Source organism: Sphingobium sp. Cam5-1, assembly GCF_015693305.1.
Classification (GTDB): domain Bacteria; phylum Pseudomonadota; class Alphaproteobacteria; order Sphingomonadales; family Sphingomonadaceae; genus Sphingobium.
The window spans coordinates 2,201,943-2,218,745 of record NZ_CP065138.1 but is presented as its reverse complement, the minus strand read 5'-3'; the positions used below and the strand labels follow the sequence as shown (position 1 = coordinate 2,218,745).

General features: G+C 63.4%; 18 protein-coding genes. 8 read left to right on the top strand and 10 right to left on the bottom strand.

The genetic code is table 11. The features are described from left to right. Positions 1-10: 10 nt before the first annotated feature. From ctaD to IZV00_RS11040, 8 genes are all read left to right on the top strand, one after another. On the top strand, positions 11-1,678 hold the full coding sequence (gene ctaD, locus IZV00_RS11070; protein WP_196224696.1) for a cytochrome c oxidase subunit I: 1,668 nt from the start codon (positions 11-13) through the stop codon (positions 1,676-1,678). 113 nt (positions 1,679-1,791) lie between these two features. Beyond that, positions 1,792-2,712, top strand: a complete 921-nt coding sequence (locus IZV00_RS11065; protein WP_196224695.1) for a heme o synthase — start codon at positions 1,792-1,794, stop codon at positions 2,710-2,712. Further along, positions 2,709-2,840 carry a hypothetical protein gene (locus IZV00_RS21350; protein ID WP_268934763.1) on the top strand — a complete coding sequence of 44 codons (132 nt, stop codon included), beginning with the start codon at positions 2,709-2,711 and terminating at the stop codon, positions 2,838-2,840. Before IZV00_RS11065 ends, IZV00_RS21350 begins: the two co-directional genes overlap by 4 nt. Next, positions 2,840-3,415: a cytochrome c oxidase assembly protein gene (locus IZV00_RS11060; RefSeq protein ID WP_196224694.1), complete on the top strand. Its 576-nt coding sequence runs from the start codon at positions 2,840-2,842 to the stop codon at positions 3,413-3,415. Before IZV00_RS21350 ends, IZV00_RS11060 begins: the two co-directional genes overlap by 1 nt. Positions 3,416-3,458: 43 nt before the next feature. Then, positions 3,459-4,289, top strand: coding sequence for a cytochrome c oxidase subunit 3 (locus tag IZV00_RS11055; protein WP_196224693.1), 831 nt, complete (start codon positions 3,459-3,461; stop codon positions 4,287-4,289). A gap of 228 nt (positions 4,290-4,517) precedes the next feature. Then, complete coding sequence (locus IZV00_RS11050; RefSeq protein ID WP_196224692.1) at positions 4,518-5,159, top strand: SURF1 family protein; 642 nt, start codon at positions 4,518-4,520, stop codon at positions 5,157-5,159. A gap of 44 nt (positions 5,160-5,203) precedes the next feature. Continuing rightward, on the top strand, positions 5,204-6,604 hold the full coding sequence (gene thrC / locus IZV00_RS11045) for a threonine synthase (protein ID WP_196224691.1): 1,401 nt from the start codon (positions 5,204-5,206) through the stop codon (positions 6,602-6,604). Then, positions 6,601-7,470, top strand: coding sequence for a class I SAM-dependent methyltransferase (locus tag IZV00_RS11040; RefSeq protein ID WP_196224690.1), 870 nt, complete (start codon positions 6,601-6,603; stop codon positions 7,468-7,470). The genes thrC and IZV00_RS11040 overlap by 4 nt, the downstream gene beginning before the upstream one ends. A gap of 107 nt (positions 7,471-7,577) precedes the next feature. On the opposite strand, the gene IZV00_RS11035 is transcribed toward IZV00_RS11040, so the two are convergent. From IZV00_RS11035 to IZV00_RS10990, 10 genes are all read right to left on the bottom strand, one after another. Beyond that, positions 7,578-8,813, bottom strand: a complete 1,236-nt coding sequence (locus IZV00_RS11035; protein WP_196224689.1) for a murein hydrolase activator EnvC family protein — start codon at positions 8,811-8,813, stop codon at positions 7,578-7,580. Between the two features lie 82 nt (positions 8,814-8,895). Beyond that, a complete protein-coding gene (locus IZV00_RS11030; protein ID WP_196224688.1) occupies positions 8,896-9,318 on the bottom strand; it encodes a 23S rRNA (pseudouridine(1915)-N(3))-methyltransferase RlmH in 423 nt (140 codons plus the stop codon). Positions 9,319-9,399: 81 nt separating this feature from the next. Next, a complete protein-coding gene (gene rsfS / locus IZV00_RS11025) occupies positions 9,400-9,789 on the bottom strand; it encodes a ribosome silencing factor (protein WP_196224687.1) in 390 nt (129 codons plus the stop codon). A 12-nt stretch (positions 9,790-9,801) separates the two neighbouring features. Continuing rightward, a complete protein-coding gene (locus IZV00_RS11020) occupies positions 9,802-10,431 on the bottom strand; it encodes a nicotinate-nucleotide adenylyltransferase (protein WP_196224686.1) in 630 nt (209 codons plus the stop codon). 47 nt (positions 10,432-10,478) lie between these two features. Next, a complete protein-coding gene (locus IZV00_RS11015; protein WP_196224685.1) occupies positions 10,479-10,994 on the bottom strand; it encodes a sterol desaturase family protein in 516 nt (171 codons plus the stop codon). Positions 10,995-11,104: 110 nt separating this feature from the next. Continuing rightward, positions 11,105-11,851: a TorF family putative porin gene (locus IZV00_RS11010; RefSeq protein ID WP_196224684.1), complete on the bottom strand. Its 747-nt coding sequence runs from the start codon at positions 11,849-11,851 to the stop codon at positions 11,105-11,107. Positions 11,852-12,021: 170 nt separating this feature from the next. Beyond that, positions 12,022-13,287, bottom strand: coding sequence for a mechanosensitive ion channel family protein (locus IZV00_RS11005; protein WP_196224683.1), 1,266 nt, complete (start codon positions 13,285-13,287; stop codon positions 12,022-12,024). Continuing rightward, on the bottom strand, positions 13,284-14,492 hold the full coding sequence (gene metC / locus IZV00_RS11000) for a cystathionine beta-lyase (RefSeq protein WP_196224682.1): 1,209 nt from the start codon (positions 14,490-14,492) through the stop codon (positions 13,284-13,286). Before metC ends, IZV00_RS11005 begins: the two co-directional genes overlap by 4 nt. Further along, the gene (gene sseA, locus IZV00_RS10995; RefSeq protein WP_196224681.1) at positions 14,489-15,337 is read right to left on the bottom strand and encodes a 3-mercaptopyruvate sulfurtransferase; all 849 of its coding nucleotides are present in this window, start codon (positions 15,335-15,337) and stop codon (positions 14,489-14,491) included. The genes metC and sseA overlap by 4 nt, the downstream gene beginning before the upstream one ends. A gap of 186 nt (positions 15,338-15,523) precedes the next feature. Beyond that, positions 15,524-16,768, bottom strand: a complete 1,245-nt coding sequence (locus IZV00_RS10990) for a hypothetical protein (RefSeq protein ID WP_196224680.1) — start codon at positions 16,766-16,768, stop codon at positions 15,524-15,526. Positions 16,769-16,803 lie beyond the last annotated feature (35 nt).

The following is a 16,803-nucleotide window of genomic DNA, read 5'->3' as shown; positions in this document are numbered from 1 at the left end:
GCATAACGCCATGACCACGATTACTGCAGATCATCACGGCGATCATGCTCATGATCATCATGACGCCGATCACAAGCCAGCCTTCTTCCAGCGCTGGTTCATGTCGACGAACCACAAGGACATCGGCACTCTCTATCTGATCTTCGCGATCCTCGCCGGCGTGATCGGTGGCGCGATTTCGGGCCTGATGCGTGCCGAGCTCGCGCAGCCTGGCATTCAGTATCTGCACACTTGGGCGCAGATGACTGATGGTCCTTCGGCTACGATGGACCAGGCCTATCACCTCTGGAACGTGCTGATCACCGCGCACGGCCTGATCATGGTCTTTTTCATGGTCATGCCCGCCATCATCGGTGGCTTTGGTAACTGGTTCGTGCCGATCATGATCGGCGCGCCAGACATGGCCTTCCCGCGCATGAACAATATCAGCTTCTGGCTGCTGATCCCCGCTTTTTCTCTGCTGCTCGGTTCGACCTTCGTTCCTGGTGGTACGGGTAATGGCGCGGGCACGGGCTGGACGGTCTATGCTCCGCTCTCGACCAGCGGTTCTGCGGGGCCAGCAGTGGATATGGCTATCCTGTCGCTCCACATCGCGGGCGCCAGCTCCATCCTGGGCGCCGTCAACTTCATCACCACCATTTTGAACATGCGCGCACCGGGCATGACCCTGCACAAGATGCCTTTGTTCGTCTGGTCGGTGCTGGTCACTGCCTTCCTGCTGCTGCTTGCGCTGCCGGTTCTTGCAGCCGCTATCACCATGCTGCTGACAGACCGCAACTTCGGCACCACCTTCTATGATGCTGCCGGCGGTGGCGATCCGGAACTCTACCAGCATCTTTTCTGGTTCTTCGGACATCCCGAAGTGTACATCATGATCCTTCCCGGCTTCGGGATCGTCAGCCAGATCATCTCGACCTTCAGCCGCAAGCCCGTGTTCGGTTATCTCGGCATGGCCTACGCCATGGTCGCGATCGGCGTTGTCGGTTTTGTCGTTTGGGCGCACCACATGTTCACCACCGGCATGTCGGTGAATGTGAAGATGTACTTCACCGCCGCAACGATGGTGATTGCCGTGCCCACCGGTATCAAGATCTTCTCCTGGATCGCGACGATCTGGGGCGGCTCGATCAGCTACAAGACCCCGATGGTCTGGGCGCTCGGCTTCATCTTCCTGTTCACCGTGGGCGGCGTCACCGGCGTTGTCCTGGCGAATGGCGGCGTCGATGACGTGCTGCACGACACCTATTATGTCGTTGCCCACTTCCATTACGTGCTGTCGCTGGGCGCGGTATTCGGTCTCTTCGCGGGCTTCTACTATTGGTTCCCGAAGATGTCGGGTCGCATGTACAGCGAATTTCTCGGTCACCTGCACTTCTGGGTGTTCTTCGTGGGCGTGAACCTGCTGTTCTTCCCCATGCACTTCCTCGGCCTGTCGGGCATGCCCCGCCGCTACCCCGATTATCCGGAGGCCTTTGCCTACTGGAACAGCGTGGCCAGCCATGGCTATGAGATCATGGCCGTTGGTGTGTTGATCTTCTTCGTGAACGTCTTCTGGTCGCTTGCTTTTGGCAAGAAGGCAGAAGGCAATCCGTGGGGTGAAGGCGCGACGACGCTGGAATGGACGCTGCCCAGCCCGCCGCCGTTCCACCAGTTCGAAACGCTGCCGGTCATCGACTGACGATCGGCGAAAAATATGCATCCAGCAGGATGCCGGGTGGCGACGAATGTCGCGGACCCGCAGTTAGCAGCCCCGGCGCCTGTGATGGTGCCGGGCTGCCGCATGAGGAGCATATGGCAAGTTCGCCGTTCATGACCGGGAGCGCCGCTTCCACGATTCCCGCGCACTGGCGCGACTTTGTCGCGTTGACCAAGCCGCGCGTGATGACATTGGTCGTCTTCACCGGTCTTTGCGGGCTGCTCGCGGCGCCCGGTCAAATCCATCCCGTACTCGCCTTCACCGCCATCCTGTGCATAGCGCTGGGCGCTGGCGCAGCGGCGGCGCTCAACCAATGGTATGAGGCGGATATTGACGCAAAGATGAAGCGGACCGCCAACCGCCCGTTGCCTGCCGGCCGGATGGACCGGCAGTCGGCGCTCCATTTCGGCGTCGGCCTTTCCTTCTTCTCCGTCCTGCTGATGGGCGTGGCGACGAACTGGCTCGCCTCTGCTATCCTGGCGGTGTCGATTCTTTTCTATGTTTTCATTTACACTATTTGGCTCAAGCCCCGGACAACACAGAACATCGTCATTGGCGGTGCTGCGGGGGCTTTTCCTCCCGTTATCGGTTGGGCTGCAGTCACAGGTGACGTTGGCGCTCTCGCCGTGGCGCTTTTCCTGCTCACCTTCTTCTGGACTCCGCCGCATTTCTGGGCACTCGCGCTGTTCGTGAAGACTGACTACGCTGCGGCAAACATCCCGATGTTGCCCGTCGTATCAGGTGAAGTTGCTACGCGCCGTCAGATATGGTTTTACACCGCGATCATGGCCGCCGCGGCGATGGCACCCATTCTGCTTCGCCTTACGGGTCTGATTTACGGCGTAACTGCCTTGTTCGGTACGGGCCTGTTCGTGATCTTCGCCTTTCAGGTCTACCGGCGCCGTGAAATGGATCCCAGCCGCATGGGTCCCGAACGCCGACTGTTCAAATATTCGATCCTCTATCTTTTCCTTCTGTTCGGAGCGGTTGTCATCGATCGTTGGTTGCTGGCATGACGCCCGAGGAGGAAAAGCAGGTACGCAGTCGGCAGAAGTCGCGCGCCATTGTCACTGGGCTGTTGCTCGGGGCGCTCGTCATTCTCTTTTACGCGATCACGATCGTGAAGATTGGCGCGGGACAATAATGGCCAGCTTGCCGCCGTCGCCTTTTGATCGGGATCGCCGGAACCGCCGCACGCTCATGACTATGACGGCGGTAGGATTGGCTATGCTTGGGCTGGGTTTCGCATCGGTCCCGCTCTACCGAATCTTCTGTCAGCAAACGGGATTTGGCGGCACGACGCAGCGCGCTGCTGCTGATGTCAAGTTGCAGCCAGCGGTCGGCCATACAATGTCGATCCGGTTCGATTCCAATGTTCAGCCTGGCATGCCCTGGCAATTCTATCCCGAACACCGGACGGATACGGTGACCGTTGGCGCGCGCGACATGGCGATCTTCATCGCGAAAAACATGTCGGACAAGCCGGTTACGGGCACGGCCAGCTTCAACGTGACGCCGATCCAGTCTGGCGCCTACTTCACCAAGATCCAGTGTTTCTGCTTCACTCAGCAGACATTGCAGCCGGGCGAGCAGGTTCGCATGCCGGTGATTTACTATGTTGATCCCAAAATACTGAATGATCCCGACAATAGGGACACTCAGCAAATTACGCTAAGCTACACCTTCTATCCTGTTGAGCAGGACAAGAAGCCGAGCTAAGGCAATCCACGATAACGCGAACGCGAACAGGGAAGAGTACGTCATGGCAGGCGCCAAGCAGCACGATTATCATATTCTACCGCCCAGCATCTGGCCGCTATTCGGGTCCATGTCGGCGCTGGTAATGGCGCTCGGCGCGATCATGTGGATGCACCCTGATGCCATGCCTGCCGGTGGTGGCTGGGTGTTCCTGATCGGCGTCGCGGGCGTGCTGTTCACCATGTATAGTTGGTGGGCGAACGTGATCGCAGAGGCGCATGCCGGTGACCATACGCCGGTGGTGCAATTGCATCTGCGCTACGGCATGATCCTGTTCATCGCTTCAGAAGTCATGTTCTTCGTTGGCTGGTTCTGGGCGTTCTTCGACTTCTCGCTCTTCCCGAGCCAGCTTGCTCCGATCGAAGGTCTGTTCCCGTCCAAGGGGATCGAGGTGATGAACGCGTTTGAGCTGCCGCTGCTCAACACGCTGATCCTGCTCTGCTCAGGCACGACCGTCACCTGGGCGCACCACGCGCTGATCCATGGAGATCGCGAAGGTCTGAAAACCGGCCTGTGGCTGACGGTGATCCTCGGCCTGCTCTTCTCCTCGATCCAGGCCTATGAATATATGCACGCGCCGTTCCCGTTCGGCGGTAGCCCTTACAGCTCGGCCTTCTACATGGCGACGGGCTTCCACGGCTTCCACGTTCTGATCGGTACGATCTTCCTGATCGTCAATCTGGTGCGCGTCTATAAGGGGCACTTCACTCCTCGCCAGCATTTCGGCTTTGAGGCCGCTGCCTGGTACTGGCACTTTGTCGACGTCGTCTGGCTGTTCCTGTTCGTCGCCATCTATGTGTGGGGCGGCTGGGGCGCTCCGATGCACGGCGGCTAAGGACTAGGCCTTACCCATCAAGCAAACGGCCGGTAGTAACCGGCCGTTTTCTTTTAGACGGAAGATAATTATGCCTGCCGTCATGCTTCTTTTCACACCAGCGCTCTTCCAGCCGTCCTGCGTCTCTCTGCCCAGCGTCCGGCCGTCGAATATGAGCGCCGCGCCTGCCTTCCGGCAGCTCGGCCCGTCCGCTTTGGCCGGGGCGACCATAGCGTCGGCGACCACGCCATGACCGCGCGTCGCGTCCCTCTTTTTGCCAGCATTATCGTGGCAGGGGCCGTGCTGGTCATGATCGCCCTTGGCATCTGGCAGTTGCAACGCCGCGGCGAGAAGGAGGCGATGCTGGCCCTTGCGTCGGCCAATCCAGCCAAGCCGACTGTCAGCTTCCCGCAAATGCCACCTGTTCCGCCCGTGCTGCTGTTCCGCCGCTCTTCCGTTCATTGCCTGAATGTCGTTGGCTGGCAGACGGAAGCGGGACGGGCCGCCGATGGGTCGGTCGGCTACCGCTATATCGCCCAATGCGCCACCGGGGCAGAAGGGCCTGGAGCGCTGGTTGCTTTGGGCGTCGCCAAACAGCCGGACATGAAACCAAATTGGAAAGGCGGCCAGGTCACCGGCTGGATATCCGAAGAGCCGGATCACCGGACGTTGTTGTCGCGCTTCACGGCCAATGTCCTTCCGCTGCGGCCGATGCTGATCGCGGAGCGCGCGCCGGAAGGGCTCAAACCGGTTGCCCCACCGAGCGTCAACGACGTGCCGAACAATCACCTCGCTTACGCCATCCAGTGGTTCTTCTTCGCTGCGGTGGCCCTGGTTATCTACGTCCTTGCGCTTCGCAACCGGGCGCCTCCACCGGCCGATCCGTCGTAAAGGCTTGCTCCAACGCTCCAGCCTCGTTACCGCGCTTCCCCATCATGCAATATGTGAGCACCAGGGGAAGCGCGCCTGCGCTGGGTTTCGAGGATGTGACGCTGGCAGGGCTGGCGTCCGATGGCGGACTCTATGTTCCGGAAAGCTGGCCGCGCTTTTCGGAGGCGGACATACGCGCCCTCGCCGGGCTTTCCTATGTGGAAACCGCCGTTCGCGTCATGGCCCCCTATGTCGCAGGCTCGCTCAGCGAAGATGAACTGCGCGAGCTGTGCACTGCCGCCTATGGCCGGTTCAGCCACAACGCGGTGACGCCGCTGGTTCAGCTGGACCACCAGCATTGGCTGCTCGAACTTTTTCATGGCCCGACCCTGGCGTTCAAGGATGTCGCGCTGCAATTGCTGGGGCAGCTGTTCGAGCGGTTCCTGTCTCGCCGGGATGATCATCTGACGATCGTCGGTGCCACGTCGGGCGACACCGGGTCGGCGGCGATCGACGCCGTTGCAGGGCGCGAGAAGATTGACATCTTCATGCTGCACCCGGAAGGTCGCGTGTCCGACGTGCAACGGCGCCAGATGACGACAGTGCGCGCGCCCAACGTCCATAATATCGCGATAGAGGGCAGCTTCGACGACGCGCAGGCGCTCGTGAAGGCGATGTTCAACGACCCTGCCTTTTCGAAGAAGTTCAATCTTTCGGCGGTGAACAGCATCAACTGGGCGCGATTGATGGCGCAGGTGGTCTATTATTTCTACGCCGCCGTAAGGCTTGGCGCGCCGGAGCGGCAGGTCGCGTTTTCGGTCCCCACCGGCAATTTCGGCGACGTGTTCGCTGGTTATGTCGCGGCGCAAATGGGTCTTCCCGTTGCGAAGCTGATGGTCGCGACCAACGTCAACGACATTCTGCACCGCGCGCTGGCGGATGGTGACTATAGCCAGGGCCAAGTCGTTCAGACCTCCACGCCCAGCATGGATATCCAGATCAGTTCGAATTTCGAACGACTGCTGTTCGACGCGGGTGGCCGTGGCGGTCCGGCGCTGGCGGAGCAGATGAAGGGTTTCGAGACAAGCCGGGCGATGCGCCTCACCAATGCGCAGCGGGCTGGCGCGGCGAAGCTGTTCGCTTCGGCGCGCGTCGATGGCGACGCAATGAACATGGCGATTCGTTGGGCCTTTGATGGAGCGGGTCAGGTCATTGACCCCCATACTGCCGTGGGCCTTGCCGCCGCGCGCGAGATGGAGGTTGAGGCAGGTGTGCCGATCGTCACGCTGGCGACGGCGCATCCGGCCAAGTTCCGCGAGGCCGTGGAGCGCGCCACCGGGCTTCGTCCGCCTCTGCCTGCCCGCATGGGTGACCTGTTCGCCCGTGAGGAAGCCTCTGCCAAGCTGCCCGCGACCTTTGAGGCGATCACCGCCTATGTCGCGGAGCGCGCTACGCCGCGAGCATGAAGCTCGACACGCTCATCGGTGAGCCGTGGGCCGACTATGGCCTGCTCGATTCGGGTCACGGCCGCAAGCTGGAACGCTATGGCCATTATCGCTTCATCCGGCCCGAGCCGCAGGCGATGTGGGCGCCTGCGAGCGCTGACTGGCACGCGGATGGCGAATTCGTGCCGGGATCGGATGAAGAGGGCGGGGGCCGTTGGTTCTATGATCGTCCGGTGCCTGCCGAAGGCTGGCCGCTCAGCTGGAATGAGGTGACGTTTCAGGCGAGTTGCACGCCTTTCCGGCATCTCGGTTTCTTTCCCGACATGGCGCCGGTGTGGAACTGGATGCGCGAGCAGACGGCTGGGCTGGAGCAGCCGCAGATCATGAACCTGTTCGGCTATACCGGCGTCGGGACATTGGCGATGTCGGCGGTCGGCGCGCAGATGGTGCATGTCGATGCGTCGAAGAAGTCGGTGGCGCAGGCGCGGGCCAATGCCGCCGCGTCGGGGATGGAAGACCGCCCCGTGCGCTGGATCGTTGACGATGCCGCGAAGTTCGTCGCTCGCGAGGTCCGGCGAGAGCGGCGCTATGACGGCATATTGCTCGACCCGCCTAAATATGGCCGTGGGCCGGACGGTGAAATCTGGAGGCTGGAAGAGGATCTGCCTCGGCTGATCGCGGATTGCCGCCGCCTGCTGGATGCCGACAGCCGCTTCCTGTTCCTGACCGTCTATGCCGTGCGCATGTCCGCACTGGCGATTGGGGAACTGCTGAAGCAGGCCTTTGCTGACCTTCCCGGTACGGTCGAAGCGGGCGAATTGGCCGTGCGCGAGGAAGCAAGAGGGCTGGAGTTGCCGACGGCCATCTGGGCGCGTTGGCGGCGCTAGAGCGCGCTGCATTTAATCGGACGCAGATCGCGCGCTCTAGTTTTTTGTTATCGCATCGTTTAAGCGCAAAACCGGTTCTCACTTTTGCGCACGATGCTCTAGCGCTTTCAGCCTAGCCCGACCAACGGCACGATATCGACCGGACGGCCATTGCGACGCAGTTCGATCGTAATGGTCGGACGGCCGCTTCCCGCGTTGCCCAGCGGATCGCCCTGTCGCACGTCGTCGCCCACGGCGGCGGAAAGCCGATGCAATCCGGTGATCAACGTGGTCCAACCGCCGCCATGATCGAGGATCATGATCTGGCCGTAGCCGCGATAAGGCCCTGCGAAGACGACGCGTCCCGCCGTAGGTGCGACGGCGAGCGCGCCCGACTGGGTGGCGATGGTGAGGCCCCGCGACCGGACGCCGCTTTCCGACAATTCACCCATGCCGGTGACCAACTGGCCCATAACAGGCAAGCGATAGGGTGGAGGTCCGCCCGCGCTGCGCTGCCTTGCCTGTGCGGGCGCCATTGCGAGGTCTGGGCGCGCTGGCCTGAGCAGCGGGCCGGGGAGCGCTGCGAGTTCTTCGCGAAGATCACCTGCCGCCTGGAGGCGATCCATCAGATCGACGATGTCGCGGGCTCTTTCGCCCAGGGCGAGAGCGCGGTCACTCTCCAGATTGGCGTTGGAGCGATAGTCCCTCTCCGCCAGCCGCTTTTGCGTTTCCAAGCTGCGTAAAGCGGCTTGGCTATTGCGAAGGTCGGCCTGGCTTTGCGCGAGTGAAGCGGCGGCCTGCTCGGCGGTCTCACGCAAGGCACGGCTGCGCTCCAGTTCAGCGCGCAAGCCCGCTGTGCGCTCCTGAATGACGGGCAATATCTGTCCCAGCACGGCGCGCATGTGGACGGCATCGCTCAGCGACCCCGGCTGCACCAGCGCCAGAGCCAGAGGCCGCCGCGCCATCATCTGAAGGGCGGCGGTCAAACGGACAACCGGCTCCTGCTTGGCCGCCAGCCGCGCCGCCTGCGAACGTTGCATGCGGGCTATGATCGCGATACGCGCTTGGGCCGCTTGAATGTCAGCCTCGGCCTGCTGGATACGGGCAGCCATGGCGGCGGCGCGGCGGCGCGCCTGTTCGGCTTCGTCCCGCGCAGCCGTTGCCTGCTGTTCCAACCGCTGGGAGCGTTCGCGTGCTTGTTCGGACTGGATGCGGGCCGCCTTCAGCGCAGCCTGTTCCTGACGCAGGGTGGTCTCGCCCGTGCCGCCCAGGATGATGCCTGCTTGAGGAGCCGCAGTCAGGCGCGCGGCGGCGATCACCGCTGCGCCGCCGATGATCGCTGCGAAGGCTGTTGACCTTTTCACCCCTTGCCCCCTGCCGGTCCTGCTTGCGACCGGCGATATCTGACTAGGCGCAAACGCCCATCCATGTCGAGCGGTGGCGGCATCAGCCTTCGCGATGATAGGGGTGGCCCGAAAGGATGGAACAGGCGCGCCACAATTGTTCGGCCAGCATGGCGCGGGCCATCATGTGCGGCCAGGTCATCGCGCCAAAGGCGATCAGCAGGTCGGCCCCGGCGCGAGCTTCGTCGTCGAAGCCGTCCGCCGCGCCGATCAGGAAGCGGCATTCGCGCGCGCCCTGGTCTCGCCAGCCTTCGAGCCTTTTGGCGAAGTCCATGGAGCTGAGCTGACGGCCTTTCTCGTCGAGCATCACGGTGATCGTGCCAGTCGGAGCGGGCGGCAGCTTGCCGCCACGGTCGGGCAGTTCGGTGATCCTGTGCGGCATGGTCAGCCGCTTCACATAGCGTTCGACCAGTTCCGCTTCCGCCGAACGTCCGATCTTGCCGCGCGCGATGATGTGGAGGAGCATGGCTCACGCTCCTAAGGGGTCAGTGCGCGCTTGTCGAAGGTCTGCATGCATCGGCGAGCAAGGCCGATGCCGTAAGAGCCTTCAGGCCGTGCCAGCGACCGGCGCGTCGACAAAGCCCCACATCCGTTCCAGATTGTAGAAGCTGCGCACTTCGGGCCGGAACAGGTGGACGATCACGTCGCCCGCATCGATCAGTACCCAGTCAGCGACCGGCAGTCCCTCCACGCGCGCGGAGCGGCCGGTGGCCTGCTTGATACGCTCGGCAAGCTTCTGGGCCATCGACGCGACCTGACGTGATGAACGCCCGCTGGCGATCACCATATGGTCGGCAATGCTGCTCTTGCCTTCAAGCGGGATGGAGATGGTTTCCTGCGCCTGGTCATCGTCGAGCGATTTCAGGACAAGGTCGTGCAGGGCGGCAACGCTGTCGGCACCATGGGCCGGGTCGTTGGCAGGATGTGGTCTGGTCAAAAATGCTCCATTCTAGACAATCAACCGGCGCGTGAGCGGATCGCGCACGCGTGCATGTTCATATTCGCGATGCCAGAGGGGTTTCGCCTGCCGCAGCAGGGTCGCCGATCTTGGATCAGGGCGAAAGCGCAAAAGCACAAGCGCCGGCGGTCTCCAATCCGTCCAGTCTGCACTCTGGCGCGCGGGCCGGACGAAACGCCGCAGCCAGGCCATGGCCCCAGAGCCACGGGCAACTCCATCATAGCCGGGACGGGCGATCACGGCAATGGGCATCTGTCGCGCGACGCCGCGCCAATCTTTCCACTGGCCGAACTGGGCCAGATTGTCCGCGCCCATTAGCCAGATGAACTGGTTGCGGGGGAAGCGGCGCCTGATCCCTTTTAGCGAATCGGCGGTGTATCGGGTGCCCAGCGCTTTCTCGATCGCCGTGGGCCGAATCGCCGCGCGTCGAGCGATATGGCGCGCATGGGCGAGGCGCGAGGGGAGGGACGCCATGCCAGCACGTGGCTTGAGCGGATTACCTGGCGAGACCAGCCACCAGACTTCGTCCAGTCGCAGGGCCTTCGCAGCGAACAGCGAGATTGCGCGATGGCCGCCATGCGCCGGATTGAAGGAGCCGCCCAGCAGGCCGATGCGTGCCATTCAGCTTGCTGCCGTCGCTGCCAAAGGGCCAGAAATGAACCGATTGCTCACTCTGCTTCCATGAACCCGCGTGCCTTCCGCACGCCCTTCCGCCGATCCCCCTGCGCCAGCTGCCTTTTCAGCTCCTCCGGGCGCGGCGCGACCAAGAAGCCGAAGCTGACGCAGCCCTCGCGCGTTTCGACCGCATGATGCAGCCGGTGCGCCTGAACGATCCGCTTCATATAGGGAGAGCGTGAAACATGGCGGTGGGTGACCCGCTGATGGACGAGGATGTCGTGAAAGCCGAGATAGATGAGGCCATAAGCCGCGATCCCCGCGCCGCATGCGGTGGCCCAATCGCCCCAGCCCCATTGCACGCCGCCCAGCAGCAGCAGGATCGAGGGGAGTGCGAAGATCACGAAATAGAGGTCGTTCGCTTCCCACATTCCGTTGCGGGGACGATGATGGCTGGCATGCAGGAACCAGCCCGGCCCATGCATCACCCAACGATGCATGACATAGGCAAAGCCCTCCATCGCGGTGACGGTGGCGGCGAAGATCAGGAACAGCAGGAATGCGGACATGGCGCCCTGTATAAACGGGCGAATCAAGGTGCGCGACCCCGTATAACTGCGGACACGAAAAAGGCCGCGATCATCGAGATCGCGGCCTCTTCATTTCATAATCGAAGAAATCAGAAGGAGGCGGTGATCGAACCCACTACGCCAGCCTTGCTGATGTTACGGCCGCTGGGGCTGTAGAGCGACTTGTCGGTGTCCACATAGCTCACGCCGAAGGTCAGGTGGCTCCAAGTGTAGGTCGCGCCGATGTTCCAGTCGGTATATTCCTTGCCGATGGTCAGGTAGCTGGGGCCAAAGCTGTGGCCGAGATGCGCCGACACGCCCAGCGGCGTGTTGGGAACGCTGGCCGACAGGTCGCCCGCGACATAGAGATTGTCTTCGCGGGTCAGGCCGCCATCGACGGAAAGGGCACGCGACTTGGGTGCATAGGCGGCGCTGAGCTTGGCCGTTGTCGGGCCGAAAGTGCCCTTGACCGAAGCATAGGGCTCAACGAAGTCGGTGTTCGCACCGCCCGAACCGGGATAGTAATAATAGAGCACGCCGACATCGACGGTCGCGGCGCCGAAGGTCCGCGAATAGCCTGCGATCAGGTCGAGTTCCTGGTCGCTGCTAGCGGCCACATAATCGTCGATGGAAGAGCCCCAGGTCGAGACATAGAAGCCCGATTCATGGGTGACGGTGATGCCGCCCTGCAGCGCGAAACGCTTGTCGGTCTGCGAAATGCCACGGAAGCGATAGTCGCTGACTACGGCAGCGTTGCCGGTGACGGTGAGCGCTGGCGTAGCTTCGTCCTGGGCGAGCGCCGGGACGGACAGAGCAGCGAGAGCGACGGCCGAGAGGCCGAGAATGGACTTACGCATTGGATTCCCCTTGGTGGTTTTCTGCGATGGTCCCGCCTGCGCCAGGATCTCGAATTCTCTATTCCCACGAAGGGCCGGATCGAATGACCTGAACAGGCACGACATGCCGACGCATGCCGCGCTGCACAAGAAATTATTGCTATTGGTTGTCTTTTACGTCCGTAATGTTGCTACTCTGCAACAAAAGACCGAGCGCTTGGCGCAGCCTGATGTATCACCCGCTGTGGATAGGGGATCGTGATCCCATGCTCGCGAAACAACAGCCAGAGGCGGTTCAGCACGTCCGATTTGACACTTCCGACGCCGCCTTCGGGGTCGCTGATCCACACCAATATGTCATGTTCGACACGGTTTTCGCCAAAGCCCGTCAACCAGACATTGGGCTTGGGATTGCGCAGGACGCGTGGGCTTTCCTGCGCGGCGCGTAGCATGAGCTCCTGCGCGAGCTTGAGGTCGCTGTCGTAACCGATGCCCACTGGAATGCGGATGCGGACATTGCGGTCGGAATAGGACCAGTTCTCCACTTCCTGCGTCATCAGATTTTCGTTCGGGATCAGATGCTCCTTGCCGTCGCGGGTCAGGACAGAGACGGCGCGAACGCCGATCTTGTTCACCCAGCCAAAGCTGTCGCCGACAACGATGACGTCCCCCGGCTTGATCGAGCGGTCCATGAGCAGGATGATCCCGGCGAACAGATTGCCGAAGGTTTTTTGCAGGCCGAAGCCGACGGCCAGGCCCAGCGCGCCGGAAAAGACGGCGAAGGCAGTAAGGTCGATGCCGAGCAGATCGACGCCGATGAAGAAGGCGGCGACGACGGCGGCGATGGCGGCGAGCTTTTGGGCGAGCAGCTTTTGCGTGGGATCGAGCCCTTTGGCACGGTCGATGCTGCGGGCGAACAGACGATTGGCGAGCCGTACCAGCGCAAAGAGCAGGACGCAGATCGCGGCGGTGCTGACAAGGCCAAGCAACGTGATCCGCCGTTGGCCAAGGTCTATGCCGATGCCGTCAAGCATGTCCGCAACGGGCGCGAAGCCGCCGCTGCTGCCCGAAAGGATCATGACGAACAGCAACAGGGCGAGCGGAACGACAGCCCAGCGCGGAATGGCGAGGCTGCGCAGGATATGGACGGCGAGCAAGGCGACGGAGAGTGCGAAGGCGCCGCCAAGGATGAGGTGGGCGAGCGCGCCGACCGGCCATAGCATGACAGCCAGGGCGAAAAGACCGCTTCCAAGGCTGTGGCGAAGGATGGGGCGGAAATGTCCGGCCAATGCCTCCCCTAATGGTCGTGCCCGGCGGCGCAGGCGCGGGCCGATGATATGGGCGACCCCGTCGGCAATCAGGAACAAAACCGCCGCGATCGCCAGCGCGACAAGGGGGTGAATGATCGCCGGATTTCCGGGCAGCAGGGCCAGGAGGTTGGGGAGGCCCCGGCTCATCCCCGGGCCTTGCGGAAGCGGGCGAGGCCGGCATCGATGTCTGCAATGAGGTCGGCAGGATCTTCAAGCCCGATCTGTAGCCGGACAAGCGGACCTTCCGCCTGCCATATGGTGGCGGTGCGGTAGCGTGCTGGATCGACGGGCAAAGCCAGGCTTTCGAAACCGCCCCAGCTGTAGCCGATGCCGAAATGGTCGAGGCCGTCGATCAACGCGGCGCGGGCTTCTTCGCCGCCGCCCTTGAGAACGAAGCTGAACAGGCCGCTGGAACCGGAAAAGTCGCGCGTCCAATTTTCATGGCCGGGACAGCTTGCCAGCGCGGGGTGGAGGACGCGGGCGACGTCGGGCTGTTCGGCGAGCCAACGGGCGATCTGGAGCGCGCTTTCCTGATGTTGGTTCAGGCGGACACCGAGGGTGCGGAGGCCGCGGCTGGCGAGCCAGGCGTCGTCGGGGCTGACCATTTGGCCGAGGAGATGGGCGGTCTGGCGGAGCTTTGGGAAATGCTCAGGTGTCGCGGTGACGGAGCCGAGCATGACGTCGCTGTGGCCGACGATATATTTGGTGCAGGCGAGGATCGTGATGTCGATGCCGTGGGCGAGGGCGGGGAAGAAGAAGGGCGTGGCCCATGTATTGTCGAGGAGAGTGACGATGCCCTTTTCCCGCGCGAGGGCGGTGATGGCGGGGATATCCTGCACCTCGAAAGTCAGGCTGCCGGGGCTTTCCAGGAAAATGGCGCGGGTGTTTTCATGAATGAGTTGGTCAATTGAAACGGAATCGGCGACGGGGTCATAGTAGATCGTTTCGATGCCGTAACTTTTTAGCATCTGTTCGCAGAAGTTGCGGGTGGGGTCGTAGGCGCTGTCGACCATGAGCAACTGGTCGCCAGGCTTCAGGACCGAAAGGAGCGCGCAGGCAATCGCGGCGACGCCGGAGGGGAAGAGCATCGTTCCTTCCGCGCCGGGCTCCATTTCCGTCAGCGCATCGGCGAGGCTCCAGGCTGTGGGCGTGCCCTTGCGGCCGTAGAAGAGCCGTTCGTGCGTGCTGCTGCGCGCGGCGCTGCGCAGATGGGCGACATCGTCATAGAGGATGGTCGAGGCGCGCCAGACCGGCGGGTTGACGATGGCGCCGGGCTGGCCGGGCATGCCGGTCCATTCAGGCTTGCGTCCGGCCTGCGCCAATTGGGTGAGCGGCTTGCGATCCTTGCTCATGCGGCGGCACCCGTTGCTTTGGGCGTGGCGGGATCGAGGCCCCATTCCGACCAGCTGCCGTCATAAAGGGTAACGTCCGACTTGCCGAGCAATTCAAGGCCCGCGAGCAGGATGGCCGCCGTCACGCCGCTGCCGCAGCTGGTGATGATGGGACGGGAGAAGTCGGTGCCAGCGTCAAGGAACAGCTGGCGGAGTTCCTCGCCCTTCTTCATGCTGTTGTCGGCGTTGAAGAGGGAGGCGGACGGGACGTTGCGCGAGCCGGGGATATGGCCCGATGCCATGCCGGGGCGGGGTTCTTTCTCCTCGCCGGTGAAGCGGGCGGCGCCGCGCGCGTCGAGGACTTGCGCGGCATGGTTGTCAAGGTTGGCGAGCAGGTCGTCCTTCGTGCGGACTTGGCCCTCGGCCCGCCGGGCTGTGGCGTCGCCACGCGGGATGACGGGCCAGCCGCTTTCCGTCGGGCGGCCTTCGGCGACCCACTTCGGCAGGCCGCCGTCCAGGATCGCGGCCGCGCGGCCCACGCCATAGAGACGCATCATCCACCAGGCGCGGGCAGCGCTGTGCGTGGGGCTGTTGTCGTAGAGGATGACGCGGCTGTCCGCGTTGATGCCGAGCGCGCGGCAGCGTTCGGTCATGAAGGCGTCGGTCGGCAACATGCCAGGGCGCGGGTCGTCTGCATCGGAAAGGCTGGGGAGGTCGAGATAGTCGGCGCCGGGGATGTGGGCGGCTTCGAACTCGGCGCGGGGATCGCGTGGGGTGCCGGGCAGGAAGAGGCTGGCGTCGAGTATCTTGAGATCGTCCTGGCCCAGTTGGGTTGCGAGCCAATCGGTGGAGATGAGGATGTCCATGCCGCCTCTTTTGTTGGTGCGTGGCGACCTTTTTAGGCGGGTGATGAGGGTGTGGGAAGGGTGTTGGGGGCATTCGTCATGCCCTATCGCTAGGTCGTCATTCCAGCGACGGCTGGAATCTCGTGAGGAGTGGCGCGAACTGGCCTGAGATCCCAGCGTTCGCTGGGATGACGGGTAGCGGGAGACTTAGCTCGCCAGTTCGAGCGCGGTGGCGCGGCTGCCGGGGGTGCGGAACTGGCGTGGCCCCTGATCGACGCGGAACGGGGCGAGGCGGTCGGCGGGCGGGGTCTTTTCCTGGCCGACGATGAAGGCGCGGCCGGTGCGGCCTGATCCGACAGGAGTGCCCTCCGGTTCGTCGGACCAGCGATATTGCGCGTCGAAGGCGATGAGTGGGATGAGCAGCGCGCGATCGCCCATCTGCACGGGCGCGATCTGGTCGGGCAGCAGGCGTAGCTCGCCTGTCAGGCTGAGGCGCTGTCCGGGTGTGAGCGAGACGGCGGAATGAGCGGGCAGCCCGACGGCTCCGGCGAAGAATAGCTGTAGCTGCGCCTGCTGGTTGGCGTCCGCATTGGCCATGAAGGTGCGGATCAGAATGTCGTCCGCGCTGCGTTCGCCGCGATTGTGGAGCGTCAGAGCGTAGCCGATGGTGGCGCCCATCAGTGAGAGACGGGCGCTGCGGACTTCAAGAGTGAGGTCGATCCATGGCCGATCGGCCGTTGCGGCGGTGGGTGCGGGAATCGGCTTCGCCGACGCTGGCTGGGGCGCGGGCGCGGGAGACGGGGGTATTAGCGCGGATTCCTGTTGTTCGACGAAGGGCTGCTGTTCTTCTTCGGGAGGGCGGCGCAGGAAAAGCCAGGCTGCGGCCACGATCGCCGCGAGCAAGGCGATGCTTCCTGCGATCCAGCCCCAGGAAGAGGCATTGGCAGACGCGCTGAGCGGGGGTTCGGCGGCGGGCGTGGCGGGCGCTGGGGCAGGGGCGGCTTGCGGTGCGGCGGGTTCTGCTGGCGCGGATTGCGATGCCGGGGACTGGGGTGCGGGGGATTGGGGTGCCAGAGACTGGGGTGCTGGCGATTGCGGGGCCGAAGGCTGGGACGCGGGGCTGCGGCTTTCGGGCTCGCGGGCGGGAGCTGTGGGTTTAGCGGGGGCCGGGCGTGGCGCCGTTGCGGCGGGGCGCTGCGACTGGGCTGGGGCGGCTGGTTGGGGCTGCGCGACGACTGGCGGAGGCGGGGTGATGACAGGCGTGCTGGCTGGCGGCGTCACTGGCGTGCCACGGAACACGTCCAGTTCTGGCCCCTGACGATTTGGGTCGGACGGTGGCTGCGATGTGCGCGGCAGGTTGAAGACGGGATCACTGCTGCCCTGTTCCTGCGCGAGCGAAGGCGTGGCCAGCAGCAGCGGCAAGGCGATCAAGATGGCAGGACGCGTCCCCATGGCAAGCAGCCAAGGCAATGATGACGCTGAACGGG

What these genes read in the sequence shown, in the direction of transcription:
- ctaD (WP_196224696.1), top strand. Translation starts at nt 11, where the DNA reads ATGACCACGATTACTGCAGATCATCACGGCGATCATGCTCATGATCAT.
- IZV00_RS11005 (WP_196224683.1), bottom strand. Translation starts at nt 13,287, where the DNA reads ATGAGCCGGGGCCTCCCCAACCTCCTGGCCCTGCTGCCCGGAAATCCG.
- IZV00_RS11020 (WP_196224686.1), bottom strand. Translation starts at nt 10,431, where the DNA reads ATGGCACGCATCGGCCTGCTGGGCGGCTCCTTCAATCCGGCGCATGGC.
- thrC (WP_196224691.1), top strand. Translation starts at nt 5,204, where the DNA reads ATGCAATATGTGAGCACCAGGGGAAGCGCGCCTGCGCTGGGTTTCGAG.
- IZV00_RS11055 (WP_196224693.1), top strand. Translation starts at nt 3,459, where the DNA reads ATGGCAGGCGCCAAGCAGCACGATTATCATATTCTACCGCCCAGCATC.
- IZV00_RS11015 (WP_196224685.1), bottom strand. Translation starts at nt 10,994, where the DNA reads ATGTCCGCATTCCTGCTGTTCCTGATCTTCGCCGCCACCGTCACCGCG.
- IZV00_RS10990 (WP_196224680.1), bottom strand. Translation starts at nt 16,768, where the DNA reads ATGGGGACGCGTCCTGCCATCTTGATCGCCTTGCCGCTGCTGCTGGCC.
- sseA (WP_196224681.1), bottom strand. Translation starts at nt 15,337, where the DNA reads ATGGACATCCTCATCTCCACCGATTGGCTCGCAACCCAACTGGGCCAG.
- IZV00_RS11050 (WP_196224692.1), top strand. Translation starts at nt 4,518, where the DNA reads ATGACCGCGCGTCGCGTCCCTCTTTTTGCCAGCATTATCGTGGCAGGG.
- IZV00_RS21350 (WP_268934763.1), top strand. Translation starts at nt 2,709, where the DNA reads ATGACGCCCGAGGAGGAAAAGCAGGTACGCAGTCGGCAGAAGTCGCGC.
- IZV00_RS11060 (WP_196224694.1), top strand. Translation starts at nt 2,840, where the DNA reads ATGGCCAGCTTGCCGCCGTCGCCTTTTGATCGGGATCGCCGGAACCGC.
- IZV00_RS11010 (WP_196224684.1), bottom strand. Translation starts at nt 11,851, where the DNA reads ATGCGTAAGTCCATTCTCGGCCTCTCGGCCGTCGCTCTCGCTGCTCTG.
- IZV00_RS11065 (WP_196224695.1), top strand. Translation starts at nt 1,792, where the DNA reads ATGGCAAGTTCGCCGTTCATGACCGGGAGCGCCGCTTCCACGATTCCC.
- metC (WP_196224682.1), bottom strand. Translation starts at nt 14,492, where the DNA reads ATGAGCAAGGATCGCAAGCCGCTCACCCAATTGGCGCAGGCCGGACGC.
- IZV00_RS11040 (WP_196224690.1), top strand. Translation starts at nt 6,601, where the DNA reads ATGAAGCTCGACACGCTCATCGGTGAGCCGTGGGCCGACTATGGCCTG.
- IZV00_RS11030 (WP_196224688.1), bottom strand. Translation starts at nt 9,318, where the DNA reads ATGCTCCTCCACATCATCGCGCGCGGCAAGATCGGACGTTCGGCGGAA.